Raw genomic sequence first — 22,422 nt, 5'->3', positions numbered from 1 at the left:
ACCTGTTCCCGCAGACCTACCACGTGGAGACGGTCGCCATCTTCAAGCGCTCCTAGCACGGTGAGATACCACGAGCGCCGCCGCCCGAACTGGGCAGCGGCGCTTCGCGTGATCACCTGGTGAACGAACTAGACGAGCCGACCAACCTCCGGGAAATCCGTCACGTAGACGTCGTGCGGAGCGTCAGCGTGCTCTTCTGTCAGGTCCGCTCCGGCAGAGTGAAGCGCCTCGTGTCCGCCGCCATCCCACATGGGGCTATCGGTGACGTCGTACACGACGCCCTCGTATGCGACGTATGCCAGGCGCCCATCGCGGCCATCGTATCCGGCCAGATCCTCCAGCGTGAACTCCTGCATGGACTCCTCCTCGGCGTAAGCACCGCAAGTCGCGGTCGATTTTCCTTCTCGCCCTACGATACCAAGTCCCGCAAGAAACAGTGAAGCCGCCGGTTCCCCGGCGGCTTCAACAAGGAGCCCACATGAAGGGTGGGTAGTACCCGTCTTGGCCTTACTCGTTCTCCAACTCATCGGACAGTGCAACGAGATCGACGAGGATTCTTCGTCCGGTCGTCGAGACGATACCCTGCCGCGCCAGGGCGGAGATCACTCGGCTTGCCGTCTCGCGAGACGTGCCCGCGAGTGTTGCGATGTCGTAGTGGGTCATGCCCTGGATGACCGGTGTTCCTCGAGTCTCAAAGCCCGCAGTGGCCATGTTCAGCACCACTCTCATGACGCGATGCGTCGCATCGTGAAAGGCCATGTCCTCCAGACGGCTGTTCGTGTTGCGAAGCCGCCGGGACAACGTGGCGATCAATGAGAGCGCGATTCTGGGCTGCAACTGAATCGCCGGCGAGAGATCCTTGGCGTCGATGCCGAACAGCTCGACTTCGGTGACCGCGATGACATCGGCCGAGCGCGGCTTGGAGTCGACAAGCGACATCTCGCCGAAGTGAGTCGGCGCCTCAAGGTAGTTCAGCACCAGCTCCTTGCCTTCAGGACTGGCGAGCGACACCTTCACACGGCCCGAGACCAACAGGAACATCATCGCACCGTGCTCATGCTGCCCGACGATGAAGGCACCGCGCGGGTATCGACGGTACTGGACCATCCCCGCAAGCGTCTCAAGACTCTCGGGAGACATGTCCGAGAAGATCGGGATCGAAGCGAGCCGACCCATGACCTGCTCTCGTGTAGGTGTGGCGTTCATGACCTCTCTATCGGCGTTTCCGCCCGCAACTTTATAGGGGAACTGAGTCAGAGCGCACTGCAGCCACGGAGAACCGTGGCTGCAGGATGCGCGCATGCGTCTCGGACTCAGCCGCTGACGCGGATGTACTCGATAAATCGGGGTGTCAGGTGCGGGATGAGCTGGGGCAGGTAGGTCGGCATCAGTGAGTCCATGGTCTTGGGAAGCAGATCCGGGATCAGCTCCTCCATGTCCTCGGGCATCGGCCCGATGTGGTCCTGGACTGCGGCCACCATGTCCGGCATCACCTTGCCGAGAATGCCCGGCGCCATCGCAGGGAACATGAGCGGCATCATCTTGCTCATCATCGCCAGACCGCCGGGCACGTGCTTCATCGACAGCATCATGGGCTTCATGCCGGTGGGCATCGCGTCCATCATCTGCGGGAAGATCACCGTCATCAGCTCGGCCATGTTCTCCGGCTCCATGAGCGCGATGAACTTCTCGAAGTAGCCCCACATGTACATGGAGTACTCAGTGGTCTCGGCGATCTCGTAACCCGCCGCCTGAGCGACGATCCTCGAAAGGTCATCGATCTTGAGACCGAGCTCGTTCTTGATGTTGCTGTCGCGAAGCTGGACTTGGCAGCACGGGCACAGCGCGACGACTGTGTCGGCACCCACGTCGACAGCCTCCTGGAGACGGTGGCCGCCCAGAATCGGGGCGACGGGCGCCTCACCGACCAGAGTCAGCACGCTACCGCAGCACATGCCTTCCTCACGGTTGTGCTCCATCTCGACGAAATCGACACCCGGGATGGCCTTGAGCATGTCGCGCGGCGGTTCGTAAATGCCTTGAGCTCGTCCGGCATGACACGAGTCGTGGAAGGTGATCTTGCCCTCAATGGGGTTCTTCAGCTCAAGACGCCCGTCGGCCAACGCCGGCGCGATCAGCTCCGAGTAGTGCTTGATCTCGAAGTCGTACTCCTCGCCCCGGTCGGCCGCGATGCCTGCGTACAGTTCCTTCCAGACCAAAGCGCAGGCAGGGCAGGACGTCACTACGGTCTTGACGCCACGCTTGCGGGCCTCCGACGTGTTGTGCTCGCAAATCTCCTCGAACAGGTCCCACTTGCCGGCGACCTTCATCGGTATGCCGCAACACGCCTCGTCCTCGCCCATGTAGCAGACCTCGTAGCCTGCGTCCGTGAGCAGACGCACCGACGCCTCGGCGACGTCGGTCTCGACGTAGCTCGCGGTACAGCCGGCGAAGTACATGACCGGGCCCTTGTCGGCGAGCTTGGGCTTCATGTCCTCTGGCACCCAGTTCGCGCGGTTCTCGCGCTTGCCGGCCCAGATGTCGTTTTCGCCTCGTAGCGATGCTGCCATCATCTCGAACGGCGGGAACGTGCCGAGCTTCTCCTCATGGATGAGCTTTCCGCGCATCTCCATCCAGTTGTGCTCGATGGGAAGTTGCAGCTGACAGCGCGTGTTGCAGACCTCGCACGTGGTGCACACGAGCATCGTGTCGATGGCCTTGCGATCCCACGTCTCTCGCCCCGCAAGCACTTCGCGGATGTAGGCGTACTTGCCTCGCGGTGACTGCGACTCCCAGCCGCGGCCCGAGTACTGCTCGCACGTCGGCACGCAGTAGCCGCACCGCGCGCAGGCATACGCCATGAACGCTACGTCCCCCGGGATGCCGTTGATGTCGCGCGTGAGATCGCCAGGGCCCGAAGGCGGCTTTGCGGCATTGGCCATCGGGCGAACGATCGACTCGAACATCGTCGCACCGCCCATGATCACGTCGACGAGCCCGGAGCCCAGCACTTTGCCCGGGTTCATGGTTCCCGCCGGATCGATCTGCTGCTTGTATGCCTTGAGTGCCGCAACCTTCTCAGCGCCGAGCACACTGTCTGCCTCGCGTCGGAAGTACAGTCCCGTCGAGTAGGCGGCGCCGCCGTGCTGCTTGGCGATCTTGATGACCGAGAGCGACAGGGCGAATGCGAGGTTGAAGGCGAACGTGCGCTCGTCGTGCGGGATGAAGCCGAGCAAGACGACGTGGTCACCCTTGGCGACCATGCCTTCGAGGATGAACGGCTGATTGATCTTCTTGTCGATATCTCCAAGCACAGCAGCCAGCTCGGAGAGCGGAACGATGACTTCGGTCGGGACGATCGACGGTCCGATTCGCTTCAGGCGCATCGGCGCAAAACGCTGCTCCCACTCGTGCTCTGCGGCCAGCGCATCGAGCTCAGTGCCTCCGTGTGCCGAGGCGATAGCGGCGAGCGCACTGTCAATGGCCCCACGGCGGGATTCAGGGTATGCGATGACGGCGAGGAACTCCTGCGGAAGCGAGGGCTCGTAGTGGTCGTGCGCCATCTCATACGGGTGACCGTGTCGGTGGGGCAGCTGAGCCTTGAGCCGGGTCGACTCCGGGTTCAGGAATGTGATCGACCAGATCGGCACCGACTGCTTCGAGATGTCGGCAAGCGCGGCTCCAAGCTGCCCGGCCGACTTGAATGCGATGAGCCTGTGCACCTCCGCCTCGAGCGCACGCACCCGGAACTCGACTTCGGTGATGATGCCGGTGATGCCCTCGGCGTCGGCAACCAACTGCAGGAGCCGCTCGCCGGAGAACTCGCTGACCTCGCCCGTGGGCGAAACGACTCGGGCTGATACGACGTTCTCCTTGAACTGCCCGTACTCAAAGCTTCCGAATCCGCTGCCTCCCTGGGCAAGCCACCCGCCCACCGATGAGCTCGGATACGACGATGGGTAGAGGCGCAGCGCGAGACCCTGATATCCGATCTCGCGGTCGACTTCCTGCCAGATAGCACCGGCCTGCACGCGGACGGTGAGGCCTTCGCGATCCACCTTGAGCACCTTGGTGAATCCCGAGATGTCGACGACGACCGCTCCCTTGGGCGGCAGCACGCCGCCGTAGCCACTCGTTGCCCACGCACGAGGGACGAGCTCCAAGCCCTCGGATCGTGCAAGCTTCACCAGCTCGACGATGGTCTGTTCATCCTTGGGCCGCACAACCGCCCCCGCGATTCCCGCCGGCATGAAGGGTTTCACGAGTGATGGCATGGCTCCGATATCAAACGAGTACATCTTCCGTTCGCGTCGGTCCGTCCTGACCCTATCGGCGCCACAGACCGCCTCAAGAGCCTCAGATACTCGCGTGCTCACTTCGGACATTCTTCGATTCGCCTTCTTCCCTATCGACCGGCATATGCCCCAAGGGGTATTGCATTTGCGACCCGAGCATACCCCACGTGGTATATCTCAAGTCAAGGGTTCTTCAGGAACTCGTACCCTGACCCGCATTCGCAGGATGCTACGATTCGTGGCGTCCGTTCCCGCTGCTGAAAGTGGTGTCCTGTGATCAAAGGTGTCCTCTTCGATCTCGACGGAACCCTCCTCGACATCGATATCGAGGCCTTCCTTGACGACTACTTCGCCGCTCTGGGCCCGGTGATCGCGTCGCTTCTGCCCGCAGACGCGGACCCCGCCAGTGGACTTCGTGCTGTTCTGGCCGGGACTTCGGCGACGGTCGAACCACACCCCGGTCTCACGAATCGTGAGGTGTTCAACCGGCGCTTTGCTGAGTTGACCGGAATCGACCTCGACCGTGAAGAGTATTCCCGAGTCCTACATGACTTCTACCGCGACACATTCCCCGGATTGCAGGGTGAACTCGGCCCCCGCGACGGCGCACAGGCAGTAGTGAGCAGGGCGCTCGAGCTGGGAATGCGCGTCGCCGTAGCCACGAACCCCATCTTTCCCGAAGCCGCGATACGGGAGCGAATGCGCTGGGCGGGGCTCGACGATCTCGACGTACACCTCGTCACGACGTACGAGACCATGCAGTCGACAAAGCCGCTACCGTCGTACTTCATCCAGACCGCCGAGATGCTCGGCGTCGCACCCCAAGAGTGCCTGATGGTCGGCGACGACCGCTCCCTGGACATGAGCGCCTCGGATGTGGGGATGACGACCTTCTACGTCGGTCGGCGCCCGATTCCGGCGTGCGACTACGACGGGGACCTCCGAGAACTCGCTGAGCTACTGCCGCGACTCGCCTGAGCGGTCGGCGGGCTACTTACGCTGGAGCAACGCGACCCACGCGCCATCCGAGCGGATGCTGCTCGTGTACTCAAAGACGCCGCGGCTCTCTCTGCGCAGGTCTATCTGGTAGCCGAGTCCGCTTGGATCGTGGTCGGACACGATCACGATCTCGTCCTGGCAGCCAAGTTCAATGAGCTTGTCCACGACCGAGAACAGCACCGGACGCCGGAACTCCGGGGCAAACGCCCGGATATCGACGACGATCCGACCTCGTGATCCTGGTGCCACTGCGATCCCCTCACTGCCGGTGATTGGGCCCTCACTGCGCATGTTCGCCCTAAACGACTACTACCCTTTCAGGTCAGCTCCCAAGCCTGCCACTGACAACCCGGATTTCACTTGGTTATGGCCGTTAGCGGGAGTATCACCGCCTGTGTAGAATGAATGCAGGTGAATGATGTCTTGTGCTCCTGCGATGACGACTGCCGGGTCGTGCAAGCGGGTCTTTCTCGGCATGGCGTGACCGCATGGGCTTTGAGCCGAGGAGGGCCTTCCCAGCGTTGAAACGCACATGCACATGCCCGTCCTGCAACTCACGTCATTCACATCGCCTCCCCCAGACCCCTTCCGCGCACCCGCGTGCGCATCAAAGCGCGGCGTGTGCGCTTCAGACGCGCCGTCATGCGCCGATGCCGTCCTGCGGCGTCCCACCCCTCGCCGGGACCGGTGATTCGGGCAACTTGGGCCCGACGCCGTACCTGAACCGTCTTGATAGCCCCTGGGTCTTCTCGAAAGGAGTGGTGCCGGAAGCCTGATCGTGCTCGCTCCGCCGCGCGCTATGCCGGATCTTCATGCGCAGGCGGCTTGCATCGTCCGATCGAAAGAACCACGCAAGGAGGTGTATGGCATGACGACAGAGGATCGAAAGCTTGACGCCGAACTCGCCGCACGCGGGGTCTCCCGCCGGGACTTCCTGAAGTTCTGCGGTTCCGTCGCCGCAATGCTCGGCCTGAGCGAGGCGATGGTTCCGACCATCGCAGCCGCAGTCGAGTCGGCCGCCGCTTCGAAACTCTACCCGGCCGTATGGCTTGATGGCGGTCTGTGTACCGGATGTACCGAGTCCACCGCACAGGCGACCAATCCCGACGTAGCCGGCATCGTTCTCGACATCCTTTCCATGAACTACATGGAGACCATCATGTACGCGACCGGCGACTCCGCCGAAGCGGCACTGAAGGAGACCGTCGAGAAGCACAAGGGCGCTTTCATCATGGTGTACGAAGGGGCCGTGATGACCGGCTTCGAGGGCAACGCCCTGCGCATAGCCGGCAAGCCCAGCCTCGAGCAGATCAAAGAGGTCGCCCCTCACGCCGCGGCGATTCTCGCGGTCGGCTCGTGCGCCGTTGACGGCGGCTGGGTCAAGGCCAACCCAAACCCCGCAGGGGCCATGGGTATCGGCGAGTACCTGAAGCAGGAAGGCATCGAGACCCCGGTCATCAACCTTCCGACCTGCCCGGTCAATCCGGAGTGGATCGTCGCGATGGTGATCGACGTGCTGCTTCTCGGCAAGCTCGAGAGTGGCCAGATCCTCAAGGAGCTCGACGAATTCGGCCGTCCGAAGATCATCTTCGGACAGACCATCCACGACAACTGCCCGCGTCGTGGTCACTTCGAGAACGGCGAGTTCGTCTACAAGTTCGGCTCCGCCGAGGAGGCCAAGGGCTACTGCCTGTATGCCGTTGGCTGCAAGGGTCCGCAGACGTACACGAACTGCCCGATCGTCCGCTGGAACAACCAGGTGTCGTGGTGTGTCGAGTCAGGTTCGCCCTGCATCGGCTGCGGCGATTTCAACTGGGTCGACCAGAACGCACCGTTCCTCGGCAGGATGCGCCGCATCGGTGTCGGCATGGGCCCCAATGACGCCGGATTCAATCCGGGCACGCTTGCGGCCGCCGCTGGTGGCGTCGTCGCTGGTGCGCTCGTCGTGCACGGCCTCGGCATGAAGGCTGCCGGTCGTATCGGCGAAGGCCCTGCCACCGAGGACATGAAGGACTACGACCGCAAGCGGACGAAGAAGGGAGGCGATAAGTAGTGGGCACACCGAATATGGTCATCGACCCGATCACCCGCATCGAGGGTCACCTGCGAGTCGAGTGCGAAGTCACCGACGGCAAGATCACCGATGCGTGGGTCTCGGGCACGCTGTTCCGCGGAATGGAGTCGGTCCTCAAGGGCCGTGCGCCGTCTGATGCGTTCTACATCGCGCAGCGTATCTGCGGCGTATGCCCCATCTCGCACGGCCACGCCTCCACGATGTCGGCCGAAGAAGCCATGGGCATCGTCATCCCCAATGGCGCACGCATCGTCCGCAACATCATCGAGGCCGCGCAGTACCTGCACAGCCACATCCTGTGGTTCTACACGCTGGGCGCGCTCGACTACATCGATCCGTCGGCGGCTTTGAAGGCCGACATCGCTCAGACGTACGCACTCGCGCAGGCTGCCGGCACCACGACGTCTGACTTCGGTGCGGTACAGAAGCGCCTGCAGACGCTTATCGATGGCGGACAGCTCTCCATCTTCACCAACGGGTGGTTCGGCCACCCCGCGTATTCACAGAAGATGCCGCCCGAGCTCTCGCTCATCGCCGTAGCCCACTACCTCGAGGCTCTCGAGATGCAGGCAGAGGCGTCACGCGTCATCGCGATCATGGGTGGCAAGTTCCCGCACTTCATGACCTCGCTGCCCGGCGGCACCGCATGGATGCCTACCGAGGAGAAGCTCGATGACGTGCTCTTCCGCCTCATGCGGGTCAAGGCGTTCGTCGACAACACGATGATTCCTGACACCCTTGCGATCGCCCCGTTCTACACGGACGCGCTCGGATACGGTGGCGGCCACGGCAACTTCCTGTCGTGGGGCGTCTTCAACGGCGAGTCGCTCAAGCCGGCCGATCGCTATCTGCCGGACGGCGCGCTCTTCACGTCACAGAGCCTTACGCCGGAAGATGCAGCGCGCACCGAGATCAAGGAGTTCGTCAAGCACTCCTGGTTTGCGGCGGGCGACGGAAACCTCAACCCCGCCGACGGCGCTACGAATCCTGAGTGGACCGAGTACAACGTCAACGACAAGTACACGTGGGCCAAGGCTCCCCGCTACAAGGGCAAGCCGATGGAGGCCGGTCCTCTCGCGCGCATGCTCGTGGCGTATACCCGAGGCGTGAAGCCGGTCGTCGACATCGTCGACGCAACCCTCACGGCGCTCGGTGCCGCAGGCAAGCCGGCGGTACTCGTGTCGCTGCTCGGACGAATCGCTGCTCGCAACCTCGAGACTGCGGTCGTCGCCCAGTGGTCGATCGAGTGGGTCAATGAGCTGGTCGCGGCTGTCAAGGGCGGCTCGGTCAGCTTCTTCGAGGAGAAGGTGCCCAACGAGGGCGCCGGCGCAGGACTGTGGGAGGCACCGCGAGGCGCCGTCGGTCACTGGATGACCATCAAGGGCGGTCGCATCGCGAACTACCAGATCTGTACGCCCTCGACGTGGAACATCGGCGGTCGCGATGACGACGGTGTCCCCGGAGTCATCGAGCAGGCCCTCATCGGCTCACCGGTGCTCGATCCCGAGAAGCCGATGGAAGCTGCGCGCATCGTCCGCAGCTTCGATCCTTGAATCGGGTGCGGCGTTCACGTGATTGAACGCAAAACCGGCAAGCAGGGCATGGTTCATTCCCGTACGTGGGGGGTGAGGTAGATGGCGCACAAGTTGTACCGCGAGGCGCATCCGATGCCGTTCGTCCTCACTCACTGGATCAATCTGCTGGCGATGTTCTTCCTGACCCTGTCGGGCTTCTACATCCACTACCCGATCTTCGGTGGGCTGATGGGTCTTGCCCGTGGGACGCACTTCTTCTGGATGTTCGTGCTCCTCATCAACCTGTTCGCGCGCATCATCATGGCCTTCTTCGTGAAGGACGCGATTCGCCCGGACACTCGTGAGGTCGACACCGACATCAAGAACTGGCTTCCGCAGGAGGAGAACAAGCACCAGCTGATCCCGTGGATCAAGTACTACCTGTTCCTGAAGAAGGACCACCCGATCTCGGCGAAGTACGGCGTTCTGCAGAAGATCGCCTACATCGCGACGCCGTTCCTCATCTTGGCTGCGGCGTACACCGGCTTCTGCCTGTGGATCCCGACCTCGACGTGGCCCATCTTCCAGGCTGGTACGAACTTCTTCGCCAACCTGTTCAACTCGGGCGGCGGCGGTGACCCGATGGCAGTGCGTATCGTTCACTACTACTGCATGTGGGTCATCCTCATCTTCACCGCGTTCCACGCCTACCTCGCGAACATCTACAACTTCGCCCCCTCGGCGATGATCTTCGCTTGGAAGGAAAGCACCGACGAGCACTAGTCGTCGTCGGCAGTACGCAGCATTCAGGCGGGCCTCGGGAAACCGGGGCCCGCTTGCTGCAGTGAGCAGGGATTACGCCGTCCGTGTAGTAGAATGCAGTTGTAGACGAGTTCCGGGCCCGGCAGCCCTCATGAACGTTGATTTGGGAGGCGCCGTGCTTTCAGAACGTATCCTGTCGACCGCGCTTGGCGTGCTGAACAAGAGCTATCTGGCTACGCAGCCATGCGAACTCAACTCCCTCCCCGGTCCGCAGCAAGGGCACGACTACACCCTCTACGCGCACGTGCCGTTCTGCGAGCGCCTGTGCACGTACTGCTCGTTCAATCGGTTCCTGTACAAGGAAGACCGCGCACGGGAGTACTTCAGCCACCTCCGCGAGGAGATGCGTTTCGTCGCAGACCTCGGCTACGACTTCGTCTCCTTGTATGTGGGCGGTGGCACACCGACGATCGTCCTCGACGAACTCGCCGAGACCATCGATCTCGCCAGGCGGCTCTTCCCGGGCATCAAGGAGGTCTCGGCCGAGACCAGCCCCAACCACCTCACGGACGAGCTCGTATCCGTACTCGACGGGCGCGTGCAGCGACTCTCCTGTGGCGTCCAGAGTTTTGATGACCGCCTGCTCATGCAGATGGACCGCTACGGCAAGTACGGCACGGGCGATGAAGTCTTCGAGCGCCTCTCGTCGATGGCGGGCAAGTTCCCGTCCTTCAACATAGACATGATCTTCAACTTCCCGAGCCAGACCGAGGACATCCTGCTTCGCGACATAGAGCTCGTGAAGGCGACCGGGGCAAACCAGACGACGTTCTATCCACTCATGGCGTCCCCACTGCGCCGGCGCGAGCTTGCCGAGAGTGTCGGCGACATCGACTTCGACCGCGAGGCGCGCTACTACCGACTCATTGCCAAGGCGCTCGCTCCAGAATTCGAAGCGGGCAGCGCGTGGACGTTCTCCCGTGACCGTGACGCGATGATCGATGAGTACATCGTCGACTGTCCCGAGTACGTCGGCGTCGGCTCCGGGGCGCTCTCCTTCTTGGCAGATACGATCTACGGCAACACGTTCTCGCTCGGTGAGTACGCCAGCAAGATCGAGCGCGGCAAGATGGCCGTCGTCAAGCGCGGCAAGACCTACGGCCCGTGGGCGCGTATGCGCTATCGGTTCGTGACCGACCTGTTCGGTCTGCGCCTCGACAAGCGTCGCTTCCTGAAGGACTTCGGGGTGCCGGTGGAGCTCGGGCTGTTCGGCGAGATCGCCTTCCTCACGATGGTGGGGGCGCTTGCCTCCAACACCCGCGAGGAGATCACCCTCACCGAGAAGGGTCGCTACCTCCTCCTCGTGATGATGCGCGAAACTCTCGCCAGCTCAAACGATGCTCGGGACCAGGCAAGGGCGGAGCTGCCGCTCGAGGAGCGAATCCTGCTGCTCGAAGGAGACACCTCTGCACTGCTCCACCTCGAGCCATCACTCGCCGCGGGGTAGCGTTCGCCAGGACGGCACCTCGGCTACACTGACTAACGCCCGACCCATCAGCCACCGCAAAGGGGCCCTTTTGAGCGCAAGCAGTCCACGTATTCTGGTCATGGGTGTAGGCAATCCGCTCATGGGCGACGACGGCGTCGGGCCCCGCGTCATCGAAGTGCTGCGCGCGGGCTACACATTCCCCGACAACACCGAGGTCGTGGATGCGGGCACGCTCAGCTACATGATTCTCGACATGCTGCGGGGTATCGACCATCTTGTGCTGGTCGATGCGATGCAGGCGCCCGACATCACCCCAGGTACCGTGCAAGTGCTCGCACCGGAAGCGATAGCGCCTAATCAGGTGAAGCATTCGATGCACGACACCGGAATCGTCGATGTTCTTCAGGCCGCGGAGTTGATGGGGCGCCCGCCTCAGACCGTTGCGATCGGCGTGCAGATCGGTGCGATCGAGCAGCTCGTACTCGAACTCACCGATTCGGTCTCTGCAGCCGTCCCTATCGCCGCTGCTGCGGTTCTTGACGAGCTGAAGCGACTCGGAGTCGAGCCTTTGCCAAACGAGGGTACGGACATCCACGCCGAGATCATCGCTGCGCTTCGCACGTACGCACCGATGCCCGACACGACTGCCAAGCCCGGCTTCGGCGACGACCAGGACACGGACTAGCGCTCCGCTAGAGCTTTGCGGACCCGCGAAGCGATGCCCGACGCGTCGAGGCCACACAGCGCGAAGAGGTCCTCGGATGCTCCGGAGGGCTGGTAGTCGTCCACGCCGAACCTGACCAGACGAGTACCCGCGCCTTCATCGGCCATTGCCAACGCGACCGACGCACCGAGTCCCGTCAGGGCGTTGTGATCCTCGACGGTTATCACGAGCGGCGCCTGTGCGGCGTAGCGAATCGCTGCCTCATCGAGCGCAAGCGGGCATGCAACGATACCGACCTCGACCGTGATGCCCTCGTCCCTGAGAAGATCGGCGGCGGCGACCGCGGAACCCGCAACGGTTCCCGTGCACAGCACACACGCGTCATCGCCCTCACGCGCCCACACGATCTCGCCGTAGCGGAACTCGTAGCCGTCTCCGAAGAGCGCCACCCCGTCCTCGCCGGTGATCACCGGGAGCTTACTGCGACCCATCGCCATAGCGACGTTGCCGGGCATGGCGATCGCCGCACGCACCGCACGGTCGGTTTGGTTCGCGTCCGCCGGGACGATCAAGGACCATCCGAACAGACTGCGTAGAGCACCGATGTAGTCGATGCACTGATGCGTCTTGCCGTCTTCGCCCACGTCCAGACCGCAGTGCGTGAGCGCCACCTTGACCGCGGCTCCATTGATGTCGTTGAGGCGCTGCTGGTTGTACACCTCATCGAGTCCGAACGCGCCGAAGTCAGCCCACAGCGCCACGACTCCCGGTACGGTCGAGAGAGCCCCTGCGGCAGTCGCGACATTGTGCTCCCCCACCCCGCACTGAATGAACTGCGTCGGACGCAGCTTCGCGAACCCGTCTGTCTTGACTGACACCGCAAGATCGCAGTCGAAGACCGCCATAGGGACATCGGGGTTAGCGGCTGCGACATCCGTAAGCGCCGCGCCCCATGCGCCGCGGCAGTCCGCCTTCTCCCCTGCATCAAGCGTTCTGGGCTCTCCCGATACCAGCGGGACCGCCGGTGTCCGGTGCGGCAGTGCCGTGACCGTGCACGGTTCCGTTCGGCGCACCTTCGCTGCCTCAAGCGCAGCGGGGTCGAGATGCAGCTCCGTCATGGCTCGCGGGTATTCCTCGGCGGTCAGGCCACGACCGTGGAACTCGGGCGTTCCTTCCATGAAGCTGACGCCCTTGCCGATGATGGTGTGCGCCAGTACGACTGTCGGACCTGCTGCCTCAATGGCCTGTCGCACGGCCTCAGAGAGCGCGGCAAGATCGTGCCCGTCGCACTCGATGACGTGCCAGCCATCCGCCGCCCAATCCGAGGCGATCGCCACGGGCATCACGTCGTCGGTACGCCCTGAGATCTGGATGTGGTTCCAGTCGACGATGGCAATGAGCGAGTCGAGGTTCTCCTTGACGGCAAGGCGCCTGGCCTCGCCCACCTGCCCTTTGTGCTGCTCACCATCGGACATGACGACGAACGTGCGCCAGCTCGCGCCGGTCATGCGCGCACCCAAGGCGAAGCCCACACCTGCCGACAACCCCTGCCCGAGGTTCCCACTCGACCATTCGATCCCGGGCACGGCACGCTCAACGTGTCCCTCGAAGACGCTGCCTGCCTGGCGGAAGTGCGCGACGAACTCCTCGGCGGGGAAGAAACCTGCCTCCGCGAGTGCACCGTACACGCCCGGCGACGTGTGCCCGTGGCTGATGACGATACGGTCGCGCTCGGCCCAGCGAGGTTCATCGGGTCGTAGGTTCGCGTGTGAGTAGAGCAGCGTGTAGATCTCCATCGACGACATCGAGCCCCCGGGGTGCCCCGAGGACGCCACGGTCGTAGCCGTGATCGCATGGCCTCTACCCCGCAAAGCTCGCTCGCGCAGACGGGCAATCGTGTCGTCATCGAGCAGCAGAGCGAGCGGATGGACGGACATGGAGGCTCCTTAGAAGCGTGGCGGCGAACGGCGGGTGCGACGCGGGAACGCTACACTTGCACGCGACGCATGTGACGATTATCCCCAAGGAGGCACATCGGTGCGAGAAGCCCTCGAAACGGCGACCGCAGCAGCACTGGCGGGCGGCCGTGAACTCGAAGCCCGCCGAGACGCTATGGGAGCGATCCGCTCGAAGTCCTCGGCGATCGACTTCGTCACGGAGGCGGACATCGCGTCGGGCGTTGCCGTCGCCCGAGTCATCCTCGAGCGGGATCCTTTGGCGCGTATCGTCGTCGAGGAGCCGGAGGTGGCGGAACTGCTCGGCTTCGAGCCCGCCGTTATCGGCGAGGGCGACGTCTGGGTCGTCGACCCGCTCGATGGCACGACGTCGTTCATTCACGGCTACCCGATGTACTCCGTCTCGGTCGCTCTGTGCGCGGGGCTTGATCCTGTGGCTGGCGCGGTCTACAACGCTGCATCCGCCGAGATGAACGCAGCCGCCGCAGGGCTGGGCGCAACCCGCGAGGGTAAGCCGCTACACGTGACGGACGCCGAACACGTGACCGATGCGCTCCTCATCACCGGGTTCCCCTACGACCGCGGTGTACCTCTCGATGTGCAGATAGCGGTCCTCACCGCGTTCTTGCGTGCACCGGTACACGGAATCCGGCGTGATGGCTCAGCGGCGCTCGACTGCTGTCACGTGGCGGGAGCCCGTGCTGACGGCTTCTGGGAGTACGCGCTCAAGCCCTGGGACATGGCGGCGGGGGCACTCATCTGCAAAGAGGCGGGGGCGCGCGTCACTGACGTCAACGGTGTTGACTGGAACGCGGCATCCGAGAGCATCTGCGTCGCAAACCCCGCGTTGCACGCCGAAATGCTCGCCGTGATCCGCTCAGCGGGCACGAGGTAGGGCGCTAGTAGGTGCGTGGCTCCTCGGGCTCGTCGTACTTGATACCGGCATCTGCCAGTACCTTGCTCACCGCCGCCTCACCGCTTTCGATGCAGTTCGGCAGGCCCACGCCGCGGTAGCTGCCGCCCGCAAGGGCGAATCCTGGAATCGCGTCGCAGCGCTCATCGAGGAGATCCATCCGATCGAGGTGGCCCATGGTGTACTGCGGCATGCCTCCGGTCCACCGGTAGAACCGCGAGAACAGTGGCTTGGCCTTCGGGTTGATCCCGAGGATGCTTCGGAGCTCTGCGAGAACGACGGCGGTGATCTCCTCGTCGCTCTGCTCCATGATCGCCTGGTTGTGGGGGCCACCCACGAACCCACGGAGCAGCACCGCTCCTCCGGGCGCGCGACCCGGCCACTTCGTCGAGGAGTACGTGGCTGCAAGGAGCGCCCGGCCCTCGAGTGCCGGACACAGAACGCCGAACGCGTTCATGTCGCAGCCGACCTCCTCGGCGTCGAACGCGAACGAACAGGTGCCTGAAGAGCTGGACTCGATCTGAGCGAGCGTATCGGCGAGGGTCTCATCGACGCCTCGCGCGATCGGTTCGGCGGCCCACGACTCTGTCGCGACGATGACCGCATCGCCGGTCTCGGTCGACCCGTCGGTGAGGGTGACGGTCCAGGTTCCGTCGGTGTTGTGCTCGGCAGAGCGCACGCCAGCGCCGATGCGCATCTTCTCGCGACCCGCCGCATCGATCATCGCGTCAGTCAACTGGTGCATGCCGCCCTTGAAGCCCATGAAGAACGTCTTCGGGTTCTTGGGGTCCGGCGGGTATTTCTTACGCATCGCCTCGACCATCTTGCGCTGAGCAAGGAAGCCCTTGATCATGCAGCCGTACTTCTGCTCCATCTCGAGCAGATTGGGAAACGTGGCCGCCAGAGACATCTTGGCCGGATCGGATCCGTGCACGCCGCCCACCAGCGGCTCAGCGAGGCTGTCGAGAATCTCCTTGCCCATGCGGCGAGTGATGAAGCTCTCGAGCGTCTCGTCGTTGCGCTCACCCTCCGGTACCTGCTTCTTCTTCACGAACAGGTCCATGCCCGCACGAATCTTGCCCGGCCACGAAAACAGGCCCGTCGTGGCAAAAGGCACGAACTTCGTGGGAGCGAACATCATCACGCCGTCGGGCATCTCGTAGAGCCGACCGCGCTTGAGGATGAGCGTCTTCTTGCGCGATTCGTCCGACGGCAGCTTCTGATCGTCGAGTCCCAGGAGCTTCGCGATTCGGTGCACGGCGGGCTTCGCATTGACGAATGAGTCGGGCCCACCATCGATGATGAAGTCGCCTCGATCGGTTGTGACGACCTCACCGTCGATCTTCCCACCGAGACGATCGTCCTTCTCCAGCAGCACGAAGTCGACATCGACGCCGGCATCGGCAGCTCGCTTGACCTTGTACGCGGCCCCGAGGCCGGCAATACCGCCACCGATGATGATGATTCTCGTCATGTCTGTCCCTCGACTCATGCAGCGCGTGCGCGCCGCTGGCTAGTAGACGCGCGCCGGCTGGGCGCCGCCCTCGTCAAGCTCGATGCCCCACTCGCCGAGCAGCTTCCTCGCAGCAGTCTCGCCTGAGTCGAGGCAGTTCGGCACCCCGACGCCGCGGTAGGCCCCGCCGGCAAGCGCGAAGCCGGGTATCTCGGCGCACCTCGCCTCGAGCTCCTCCACGCGGTCGAGATGCCCCATGGTGTACTGCGGCATACCGCCGACCCAACGAAACACGCGCGCGAAAAGGGGCTTCGCATCGGCCTTGACTCCCAGCAGGCGCACGAACGCCGCGCACGCGACTTCGACGAGTTCGTCGTCGCTCTTCTCGATGATTGCTTGGTCACGAGGGCCGCCGACGAAACCACGGAGCAGTACGCGTCCCTCCGGTGCCCTGCCCGGCCACTTCGATGACATCAGCGAGATGCCGGTTACGGGCTCGTTCTCGACCGCAGGCGACAGTATTCCGTGCCAGCGCTGGTCGAACGGGCAGTCCGATTGGTCGAAGGCCACGAGCACCGTGGCCGACGATGAGCACGGGATCGATGCGACAAGCTCACCTAAGCGCGTGTCGACGCCACCGGCCAACGGGGCGGCGGCCCATGCCTCAGCGGCGACGATGACGCCGTCAGCGGCGAGCAGCTCACCACTTGAGAGTGTGACCGCCCACCCGCCGTCCGCCCGCCGCTCAATCGCGGTCGCAGCCTGACCTGTGCGGATCGCGCCCCGCCCTGCAGCGTCGGCGAGTGTGTCGGTGAAGAACTGCAATCCATCATCAAAGCTCGAGAAGAAGGTGCGGCGCTTGGCTCCGGGCTTCGCCGGGTACTTGCGCTTCATCTCCTCGACCTTCGTCTTCTGGGCGAGGAAGCCGCGAACGAGAGACCCGTGCTTCTGCTCCATCTCGAGCAGGCTGGGGTACGTCGCGGCGAGCGACATGTCCTTGGGGTCCGAACCGTTGACACCCCCCACGAGGGGTTCGGCAAGACGCGTCAGACACTCGCGGCCCATGCGACGCACGACGAAGCTCTCCAGCGATTCGTCAAGCCGCTCGCCCTCGGCGACCTTGCGCTTCGGTATGACGAGATCAAGCGCCATGCGCAGTTTCGCAGGCCAGGAGTACAGGCTCGTGGTGGCCATGGGCAGGATCTTCGTGGGTGCGAACATCATGATGCCGTCGGGCATCTCTACGAGGCGTCCACCCTTCACGATGAACGTCTTCTTGTTCTCGTCGAGCGTGGCAGCCTCGCGCTCGAAGATGCCGAGCTGCTTGGCGACGCGATGCACAGCAGGCTTATCAGTCAGGAACGAGTCGGAGCCGCCGTCAACGATGAATACGCCGCGACCGTCCGGGTCAGGGATGTGTTCGGTTGCGAGCTTGCCGCCGAGCCGCCCATCCTTCTCGACGAGGACGAACTCGACGTTGTGCCCGGCTTCGGCTGCACGCTTCAGCGCGTACGCGGCGCCGAGACCGGCGACACCGCCGCCGACTATGACGACACGCTTCACCGACGGCGACCTAGAGCATCTTGGTGACGAGACGGCACAAACCCTCGACAACAGAGTCATCGGCATTGGGAACGCGCGCTCTAGCCCACTCGAGCCCGAGGTCAAGTGCCTGCTCGGCAGCGATGACGTCGAGGTCGTAGAGGGTCTCCATGTGATCAGTCATGAACCCGATCGGGACCACGACGAGCGCGGTGGCCTTGCTGTCGGCAGCCGCGGTCACGACCTCGTCCAACCACGGACCGAGCCAATTCCCGGGGCGCTCGCCCTTCGACTGATAGACGAGAAACCATGCCCGAGGCGCCTGAACCGAGCCGAAGGCCTCGATTCCCGGCAACACGGGGTCACCGGAGCCGTGAATACCCGCTCCCATCCCCAGCTTCTCTGCGACTGCGTGCGCCACGCGCTCGAGGCCGGTGACGTACGGATCACCCTCGACCAAGTCGGACTCGGGCAGGCTATGCGCCGTGAACACGACGACGGCGCCATCGTTGGGCTCGATATCGGTGAGTGATGCGGCCGCGGAGCCCGCGAAGTAGTCGACGTACTCGGGCAGCGTGGAAGCCAGCGGCGCTTCGACGACCTCGATGCCGCCGATGGCCTCAACGGCCTGCGCGATGGCATCTCGATAGGCCCCGGATGCGACCTTCGACTCGAAGGGTGAGAGTGACACCGCGATCACGCGTTCACAGCCCAACTCCTTGAGCTCGGTCAGGGCCTCGGCGATGAACGGATTCCAGTAGCGCATGCCCACCCGAACCGGGGCGTCGTGCCCGAGGCGCTTGAGCTCGCGCTGCATGCTTTCGGCGATGTCCGCCGCAATGTCTCCCAGCGGTGAGCTTCCGCCGATCGTCAGGTAGCGTCGGCAGACGCGCTCGACGAGCTCGTCAGAGGGCTCACGACCCATGAGGTTGCACATAAACGGCCCGACTGCGTCCAGCGAATCAGGGCCACCGAATCCGAGGAGAATCACGCCTGTGCGCGGCATGGTCTATGCACCCGCTCCGGAGCGAATCCTGTCGGAGTGCTCGTGGACCAGTCGGATGAGCGTGCGCGCCTTCTCAGGATCGCTGGTCTTGTGGATGCCGTGACCCAGATTGAAGATGTGGCCCGGACGCGTGCCAACGGCCTCGAGAATCTCGACGACCTGACGCTCGATCTCATCGTCGGGAGCGAAGAGCGCAACCGGATCGATGTTGCCCTGGATACCGAACTTGGGGTCGATCTGCGCAACGGCGTCCTTCATATCGATGCGCCAGTCCACGCCGATGATGTCGCCACCGGCCTTCTGGGTGAGGTTGAGCATCGAGGTGGCACCGTTGGGGAAGTGGATGACCGGCACTCCACCGTCCGGGACCACCTTGTCGCCGTGGGCCTTGACCTCTGCGAGCACCCGAGCACTGTGCTTGAGCACGAAGCGCTCGTAGTCACGCGGCGCGATATAGCCGATCCAGCTGTCGAAGAGCTGGATGACCTGGGCACCGGCATCGATCTGCATCTTGAGGTAGTCGATGGTGGTATCGGCGAACTTGGTCAGCAGCAGGTCCCACGCCTCGGGATCGGACCACATGAGGGCCTTGCAGTTCTCGTAGTCACGCGTGCCCTGACCCTCGATGGCATAGCTGGCGAGGGTGAACGGCGCGCCGGCGAAACCGATGAGCGGCACCTTGTTCTCGAGCTCGCGACGCAGGATCTTGATGATGTCCTGCACGTAGCCGGTGTCTGCGATCGGATCGGCGATCTTGAGCTTTCGCACATCATCCATCGAGCGAACCGGGTTGTTGATGACCGGTCCCTTTCCGGACTGAAACTCGAGGTCGAGTCCCATACCGGTGAAACCGACCAGAATGTCGGAGAACATGATGGCCGCATCGACGCCGACAAGGTCGACAGGCTGCATCGAGACCTCGACGGCGAGCTCGGGCGTGCGGCACATCTCGAGGAAGCCGTAGTTCGAGCGGATATCGCGATACTCCTGCATGTAGCGGCCGGCCTGCCGCATCATCCAGACGGGCGTGCGCTCTGTCGCCTCAAGGCGAGCGGCGCGAAGGAAGAGGTCGTTGTAAGCCATGCGATCTGGTCCTTTCGGCGGGTGTCAGCGGCTCCGGGAGCCGACGGCGATTCTACCATGGGTAGGCTCACGAAGCCGATTGGTGACACTTGTTACAACGGTGCCCGCTGCGTCCGGCTCCCCGACTTGACGGAACCCCGGCCCGCGCGACGGCGGACCGGGGTTCCGGTTCTATCTGATGCAGAGCTGTGCCCTACTTGACGTCCTTCGCACCGTCCACGATCTTGTCCACAACAGACGGGTCGGCAAGGGTCGTGATGTCACCGAACTGCGTCATGTCGCGCTCCCCTGCGGCAACCTTGCGCAGAATGCGACGCATGATCTTGCCCGAGCGGGTCTTGGGCAGGTCCGGGACCAACTGGATGTGGTCCGGCGTCGCGATGGGCCCGATCTCCGAGCGCACATGTCCACGCAGAATCGACACCGTGTCGTCTGAAGCCTCGGCGTTCGCCTTGAGGATGACGTACGCGTAGATTCCCTCACCCTTGATGTCGTGCGGGAAGCCCACGACGGCGGACTCGGCGACCAACGGATGTGAAACAAGCGCGGACTCGACCTCGGCAGTCCCGAGACGGTGACCGGAGATGTTGATGACATCGTCGACGCGACCCATCAGCCAGTAGTAGCCGTCGTCGTCCTTGCGGCAACCGTCACCCGAGAAGTAGTAACCGGGGAAGGTCGAGAAGTAGACCTCCTTGACGCGAGCGTTCTCGGGGTCGCCCCACGTGCCGCGCAGCATGCCGGGCCACGGGAACTTGATGCACAGACGTCCGCCCTGATTGACCGGCGTCTCGGTCTGATCCTCGTTCAGGATGATCGGCTGGATACCGAAGACCGGCTTGGTGGCCGAACCGGGCTTCATGGGGGTGCAACCCGGAAGGTTGGTGATCATGTGGCCACCGGTCTCGGTCTGCCACCAGGTGTCGACGATCGGCACGCGCTCTCGGCCGATGTTCTTGTAGTACCACATCCATGCTTCTGGGTTGATCGGCTCGCCGACCGTGCCCAAGACGCGCAGCGTCGACAAGTCGTACTTGGCCGGCCACTCGTCGCCGGCCTTCATGAGCGCGCGAATGGCGGTAGGCGCAGTGTAGAACTGGTTGATTCCGTGCTTGTCGACCATTTCCCAGAAGCGCCCGGCGTTCGGGTAGCTCGGGATGCCCTCGAACATGACCGAGGTCGCACCGAAGGACAATGCGCCGTACACGACGTAGCTGTGGCCGGTGATCCAGCCGATGTCGGCCGTGCAGAAGAAGACGTCATCCTCGTGATAGTCGAACGAGTACTTGAACGTCATCGTCGCGTAGACGAGATAGCCGCCGGTCGTGTGAAGCACGCCCTTGGGCTTGCCCGTCGACCCTGACGTGTACAGGATGAAGAGCGGGTCCTCAGAGTCCATCCACTCGATGTCGCAGTGACGGCTGATGTCGTCGGCGCGCATCTCCTCATGCCACCAGAAGTCGCGTCCCGGCTCCATGTCGACCTGGTTCTGGGTGCGAGACACGACGATCTGCGTCTGCACCGACGGGCACTCGAGAAGCGCCTCGTCGGCCATTGCCTTGAGGGGGATGAGGCGTCCGCCGCGGATGCCCTCATCGGACGTGATGAGCATCTTGCACTGCGAGTCCTGGATTCGATCACGCAGTGAGTTGGGCGAGAAGCCGCCGAAGACAATCGAGTGGATCGCGCCGATACGGGCGCATGCGAGCATCGCGATCGCGAGCTCGGGAATCATCGGCATATAGATGGCGACGCGGTCGCCCTTCTTGATGCCGTGCTTCTTGAGGACGTTGGCGAACTTGCACACCTTGAAGTACAGCGACTGGTAGGTGTAGATCTTCGAGCGACCCTCGTCGGACTCCCAGATAATCGCGGCCTTGTTGCGGCGGCCGGCGGTCAGATGGCGATCGAGGCAGTTGTAGGCGACGTTCGTGCGCCCGCCGATGAACCACTCGACCTTGGGGGTCTCGAACTCCCACTCGAGAACCTTGTCCCATGGCTTCTCCCAGTGAACGAGCTCAGTGGCCATATCGGCCCAGAAGCCCTCGGGATCCTCCACGGAACGGTTGTATATCTCGTCATACTGCTCCATCGAGCTGACCCACGAGTTCTCGCGAACCCATGCTGCCGGCTCGATGACGACGCCATCAGCCTGTACTGACTCGAACCCTGCAGACGCGTCACTCATAGACGGCCTCCTCCTTCGTCGGACCGGGGAAGCGCAGACCCTCAGGCGTCGCCCTCCCCCACGTTCAACAATGCTGCCTCTTCACGGAGGCGGTCCACATAGTAGACCTCACCATGCTAGCGAACTGCGGCGTGGACGGGTAGACGGCTCGTTTTGCTCGGTCAACGGCGGCAGCAGGGTCGACGGGCCGTTGGAAGGCCATGCAGAGCCCACGAATGGCGGTGCGCCAGTCGCGGAATCAACCACGTAGAACCTCCCCGCAGAGGTGCCATATCCCCCGATCGCCGCCCCTCACATCCGCTTACCGACAATCCGCAGAAAGCATGTAACAACTGTTGCATGGCCATGGAGGTTCGGTGTACAGTTGCCCCAATACAGTTTCCCTTCCCCGTAACACCGCCGTTAACCGGAGAATCCGGACGGCAAACCGGCAAGGGGTCTTTGCGACCGGCATCGCAATATGGCGGTTCCCAGGAGATCGGAAG

The 22,422-nt window shown here is 63.4% G+C and carries 17 protein-coding genes; 7 read left to right on the top strand and 10 right to left on the bottom strand.

Annotation, left to right across the window (positions count from 1 at the left end):
• Positions 1–128: 128 nt before the first annotated feature.
• The 3 genes from HGB10_09330 to HGB10_09320 form a co-directional block, all read right to left on the bottom strand.
• On the bottom strand, positions 129–356 hold the full coding sequence (locus tag HGB10_09330; protein ID NTU72002.1) for a cytochrome B5: 228 nt from the start codon (positions 354–356) through the stop codon (positions 129–131).
• A gap of 151 nt (positions 357–507) precedes the next feature.
• Positions 508–1,206, bottom strand: a complete 699-nt coding sequence (locus HGB10_09325) for a Crp/Fnr family transcriptional regulator (protein NTU72001.1) — start codon at positions 1,204–1,206, stop codon at positions 508–510.
• 107 nt (positions 1,207–1,313) lie between these two features.
• Positions 1,314–4,385, bottom strand: coding sequence for an FAD-binding oxidoreductase (locus HGB10_09320; GenBank protein NTU72000.1), 3,072 nt, complete (start codon positions 4,383–4,385; stop codon positions 1,314–1,316).
• Positions 4,386–4,568: 183 nt separating this feature from the next.
• Between HGB10_09320 and HGB10_09315 the strand changes: the two genes are divergently transcribed.
• Complete coding sequence (locus HGB10_09315) at positions 4,569–5,273, top strand: HAD family hydrolase (GenBank protein NTU71999.1); 705 nt, start codon at positions 4,569–4,571, stop codon at positions 5,271–5,273.
• Between the two features lie 12 nt (positions 5,274–5,285).
• On the opposite strand, the gene HGB10_09310 is transcribed toward HGB10_09315, so the two are convergent.
• A complete protein-coding gene (locus HGB10_09310) occupies positions 5,286–5,543 on the bottom strand; it encodes a DUF2249 domain-containing protein (protein NTU71998.1) in 258 nt (85 codons plus the stop codon).
• Positions 5,544–6,162: 619 nt separating this feature from the next.
• Between HGB10_09310 and HGB10_09305 the strand changes: the two genes are divergently transcribed.
• The 5 genes from HGB10_09305 (at position 6,163) to HGB10_09285 (ending at position 11,818) form a co-directional block, all read left to right on the top strand.
• The gene (locus tag HGB10_09305; GenBank protein NTU71997.1) at positions 6,163–7,347 is read left to right on the top strand and encodes a hydrogenase small subunit; all 1,185 of its coding nucleotides are present in this window, start codon (positions 6,163–6,165) and stop codon (positions 7,345–7,347) included.
• Positions 7,348–7,361: 14 nt separating this feature from the next.
• A complete protein-coding gene (locus HGB10_09300; GenBank protein NTU71996.1) occupies positions 7,362–8,921 on the top strand; it encodes a nickel-dependent hydrogenase large subunit in 1,560 nt (519 codons plus the stop codon).
• Between the two features lie 81 nt (positions 8,922–9,002).
• Complete coding sequence (locus HGB10_09295; GenBank protein NTU71995.1) at positions 9,003–9,665, top strand: cytochrome B; 663 nt, start codon at positions 9,003–9,005, stop codon at positions 9,663–9,665.
• A 154-nt stretch (positions 9,666–9,819) separates the two neighbouring features.
• On the top strand, positions 9,820–11,151 hold the full coding sequence (locus tag HGB10_09290) for a coproporphyrinogen III oxidase family protein (GenBank protein ID NTU71994.1): 1,332 nt from the start codon (positions 9,820–9,822) through the stop codon (positions 11,149–11,151).
• Positions 11,152–11,221: 70 nt separating this feature from the next.
• The gene (locus HGB10_09285) at positions 11,222–11,818 is read left to right on the top strand and encodes a hydrogenase maturation protease (protein ID NTU71993.1); all 597 of its coding nucleotides are present in this window, start codon (positions 11,222–11,224) and stop codon (positions 11,816–11,818) included.
• On the opposite strand, the gene HGB10_09280 is transcribed toward HGB10_09285, so the two are convergent.
• The gene (locus HGB10_09280) at positions 11,815–13,734 is read right to left on the bottom strand and encodes a transketolase (GenBank protein NTU71992.1); all 1,920 of its coding nucleotides are present in this window, start codon (positions 13,732–13,734) and stop codon (positions 11,815–11,817) included. The two genes, HGB10_09285 and HGB10_09280, sit on opposite strands and share 4 nt — an antisense overlap.
• Before the next feature lie 100 nt (positions 13,735–13,834).
• On the opposite strand from HGB10_09280, the gene HGB10_09275 reads away from it, so the two are divergent.
• Positions 13,835–14,647, top strand: coding sequence for an inositol monophosphatase (locus HGB10_09275; protein ID NTU71991.1), 813 nt, complete (start codon positions 13,835–13,837; stop codon positions 14,645–14,647).
• A 4-nt stretch (positions 14,648–14,651) separates the two neighbouring features.
• On the opposite strand, the gene hemG (HGB10_09270) is transcribed toward HGB10_09275, so the two are convergent.
• From hemG (HGB10_09270) to acs, 5 genes are all read right to left on the bottom strand, one after another.
• Positions 14,652–16,139 (bottom strand): protoporphyrinogen oxidase, encoded by a 1,488-nt coding sequence (gene hemG / locus HGB10_09270; GenBank protein ID NTU71990.1) that lies wholly within the window; start codon positions 16,137–16,139, stop codon positions 14,652–14,654.
• A 39-nt stretch (positions 16,140–16,178) separates the two neighbouring features.
• On the bottom strand, positions 16,179–17,681 hold the full coding sequence (gene hemG, locus HGB10_09265) for a protoporphyrinogen oxidase (GenBank protein ID NTU71989.1): 1,503 nt from the start codon (positions 17,679–17,681) through the stop codon (positions 16,179–16,181).
• Between the two features lie 10 nt (positions 17,682–17,691).
• Positions 17,692–18,666: a ferrochelatase gene (locus tag HGB10_09260; protein NTU71988.1), complete on the bottom strand. Its 975-nt coding sequence runs from the start codon at positions 18,664–18,666 to the stop codon at positions 17,692–17,694.
• A gap of 3 nt (positions 18,667–18,669) precedes the next feature.
• On the bottom strand, positions 18,670–19,749 hold the full coding sequence (hemE, locus tag HGB10_09255; GenBank protein NTU71987.1) for a uroporphyrinogen decarboxylase: 1,080 nt from the start codon (positions 19,747–19,749) through the stop codon (positions 18,670–18,672).
• Positions 19,750–19,942: 193 nt separating this feature from the next.
• Positions 19,943–21,937, bottom strand: a complete 1,995-nt coding sequence (gene acs, locus HGB10_09250; protein ID NTU71986.1) for an acetate--CoA ligase — start codon at positions 21,935–21,937, stop codon at positions 19,943–19,945.
• Between the last annotated feature and the right edge of the window lie 485 nt (positions 21,938–22,422).

Source organism: Coriobacteriia bacterium (assembly GCA_013334745.1).
GTDB lineage: Bacteria > Actinomycetota > Coriobacteriia > Anaerosomatales > JAAXUF01 > JAAXWY01.
Note: the sequence above shows the minus strand (reverse complement) of the source record. Positions and strands in the feature narration are given on the sequence as shown.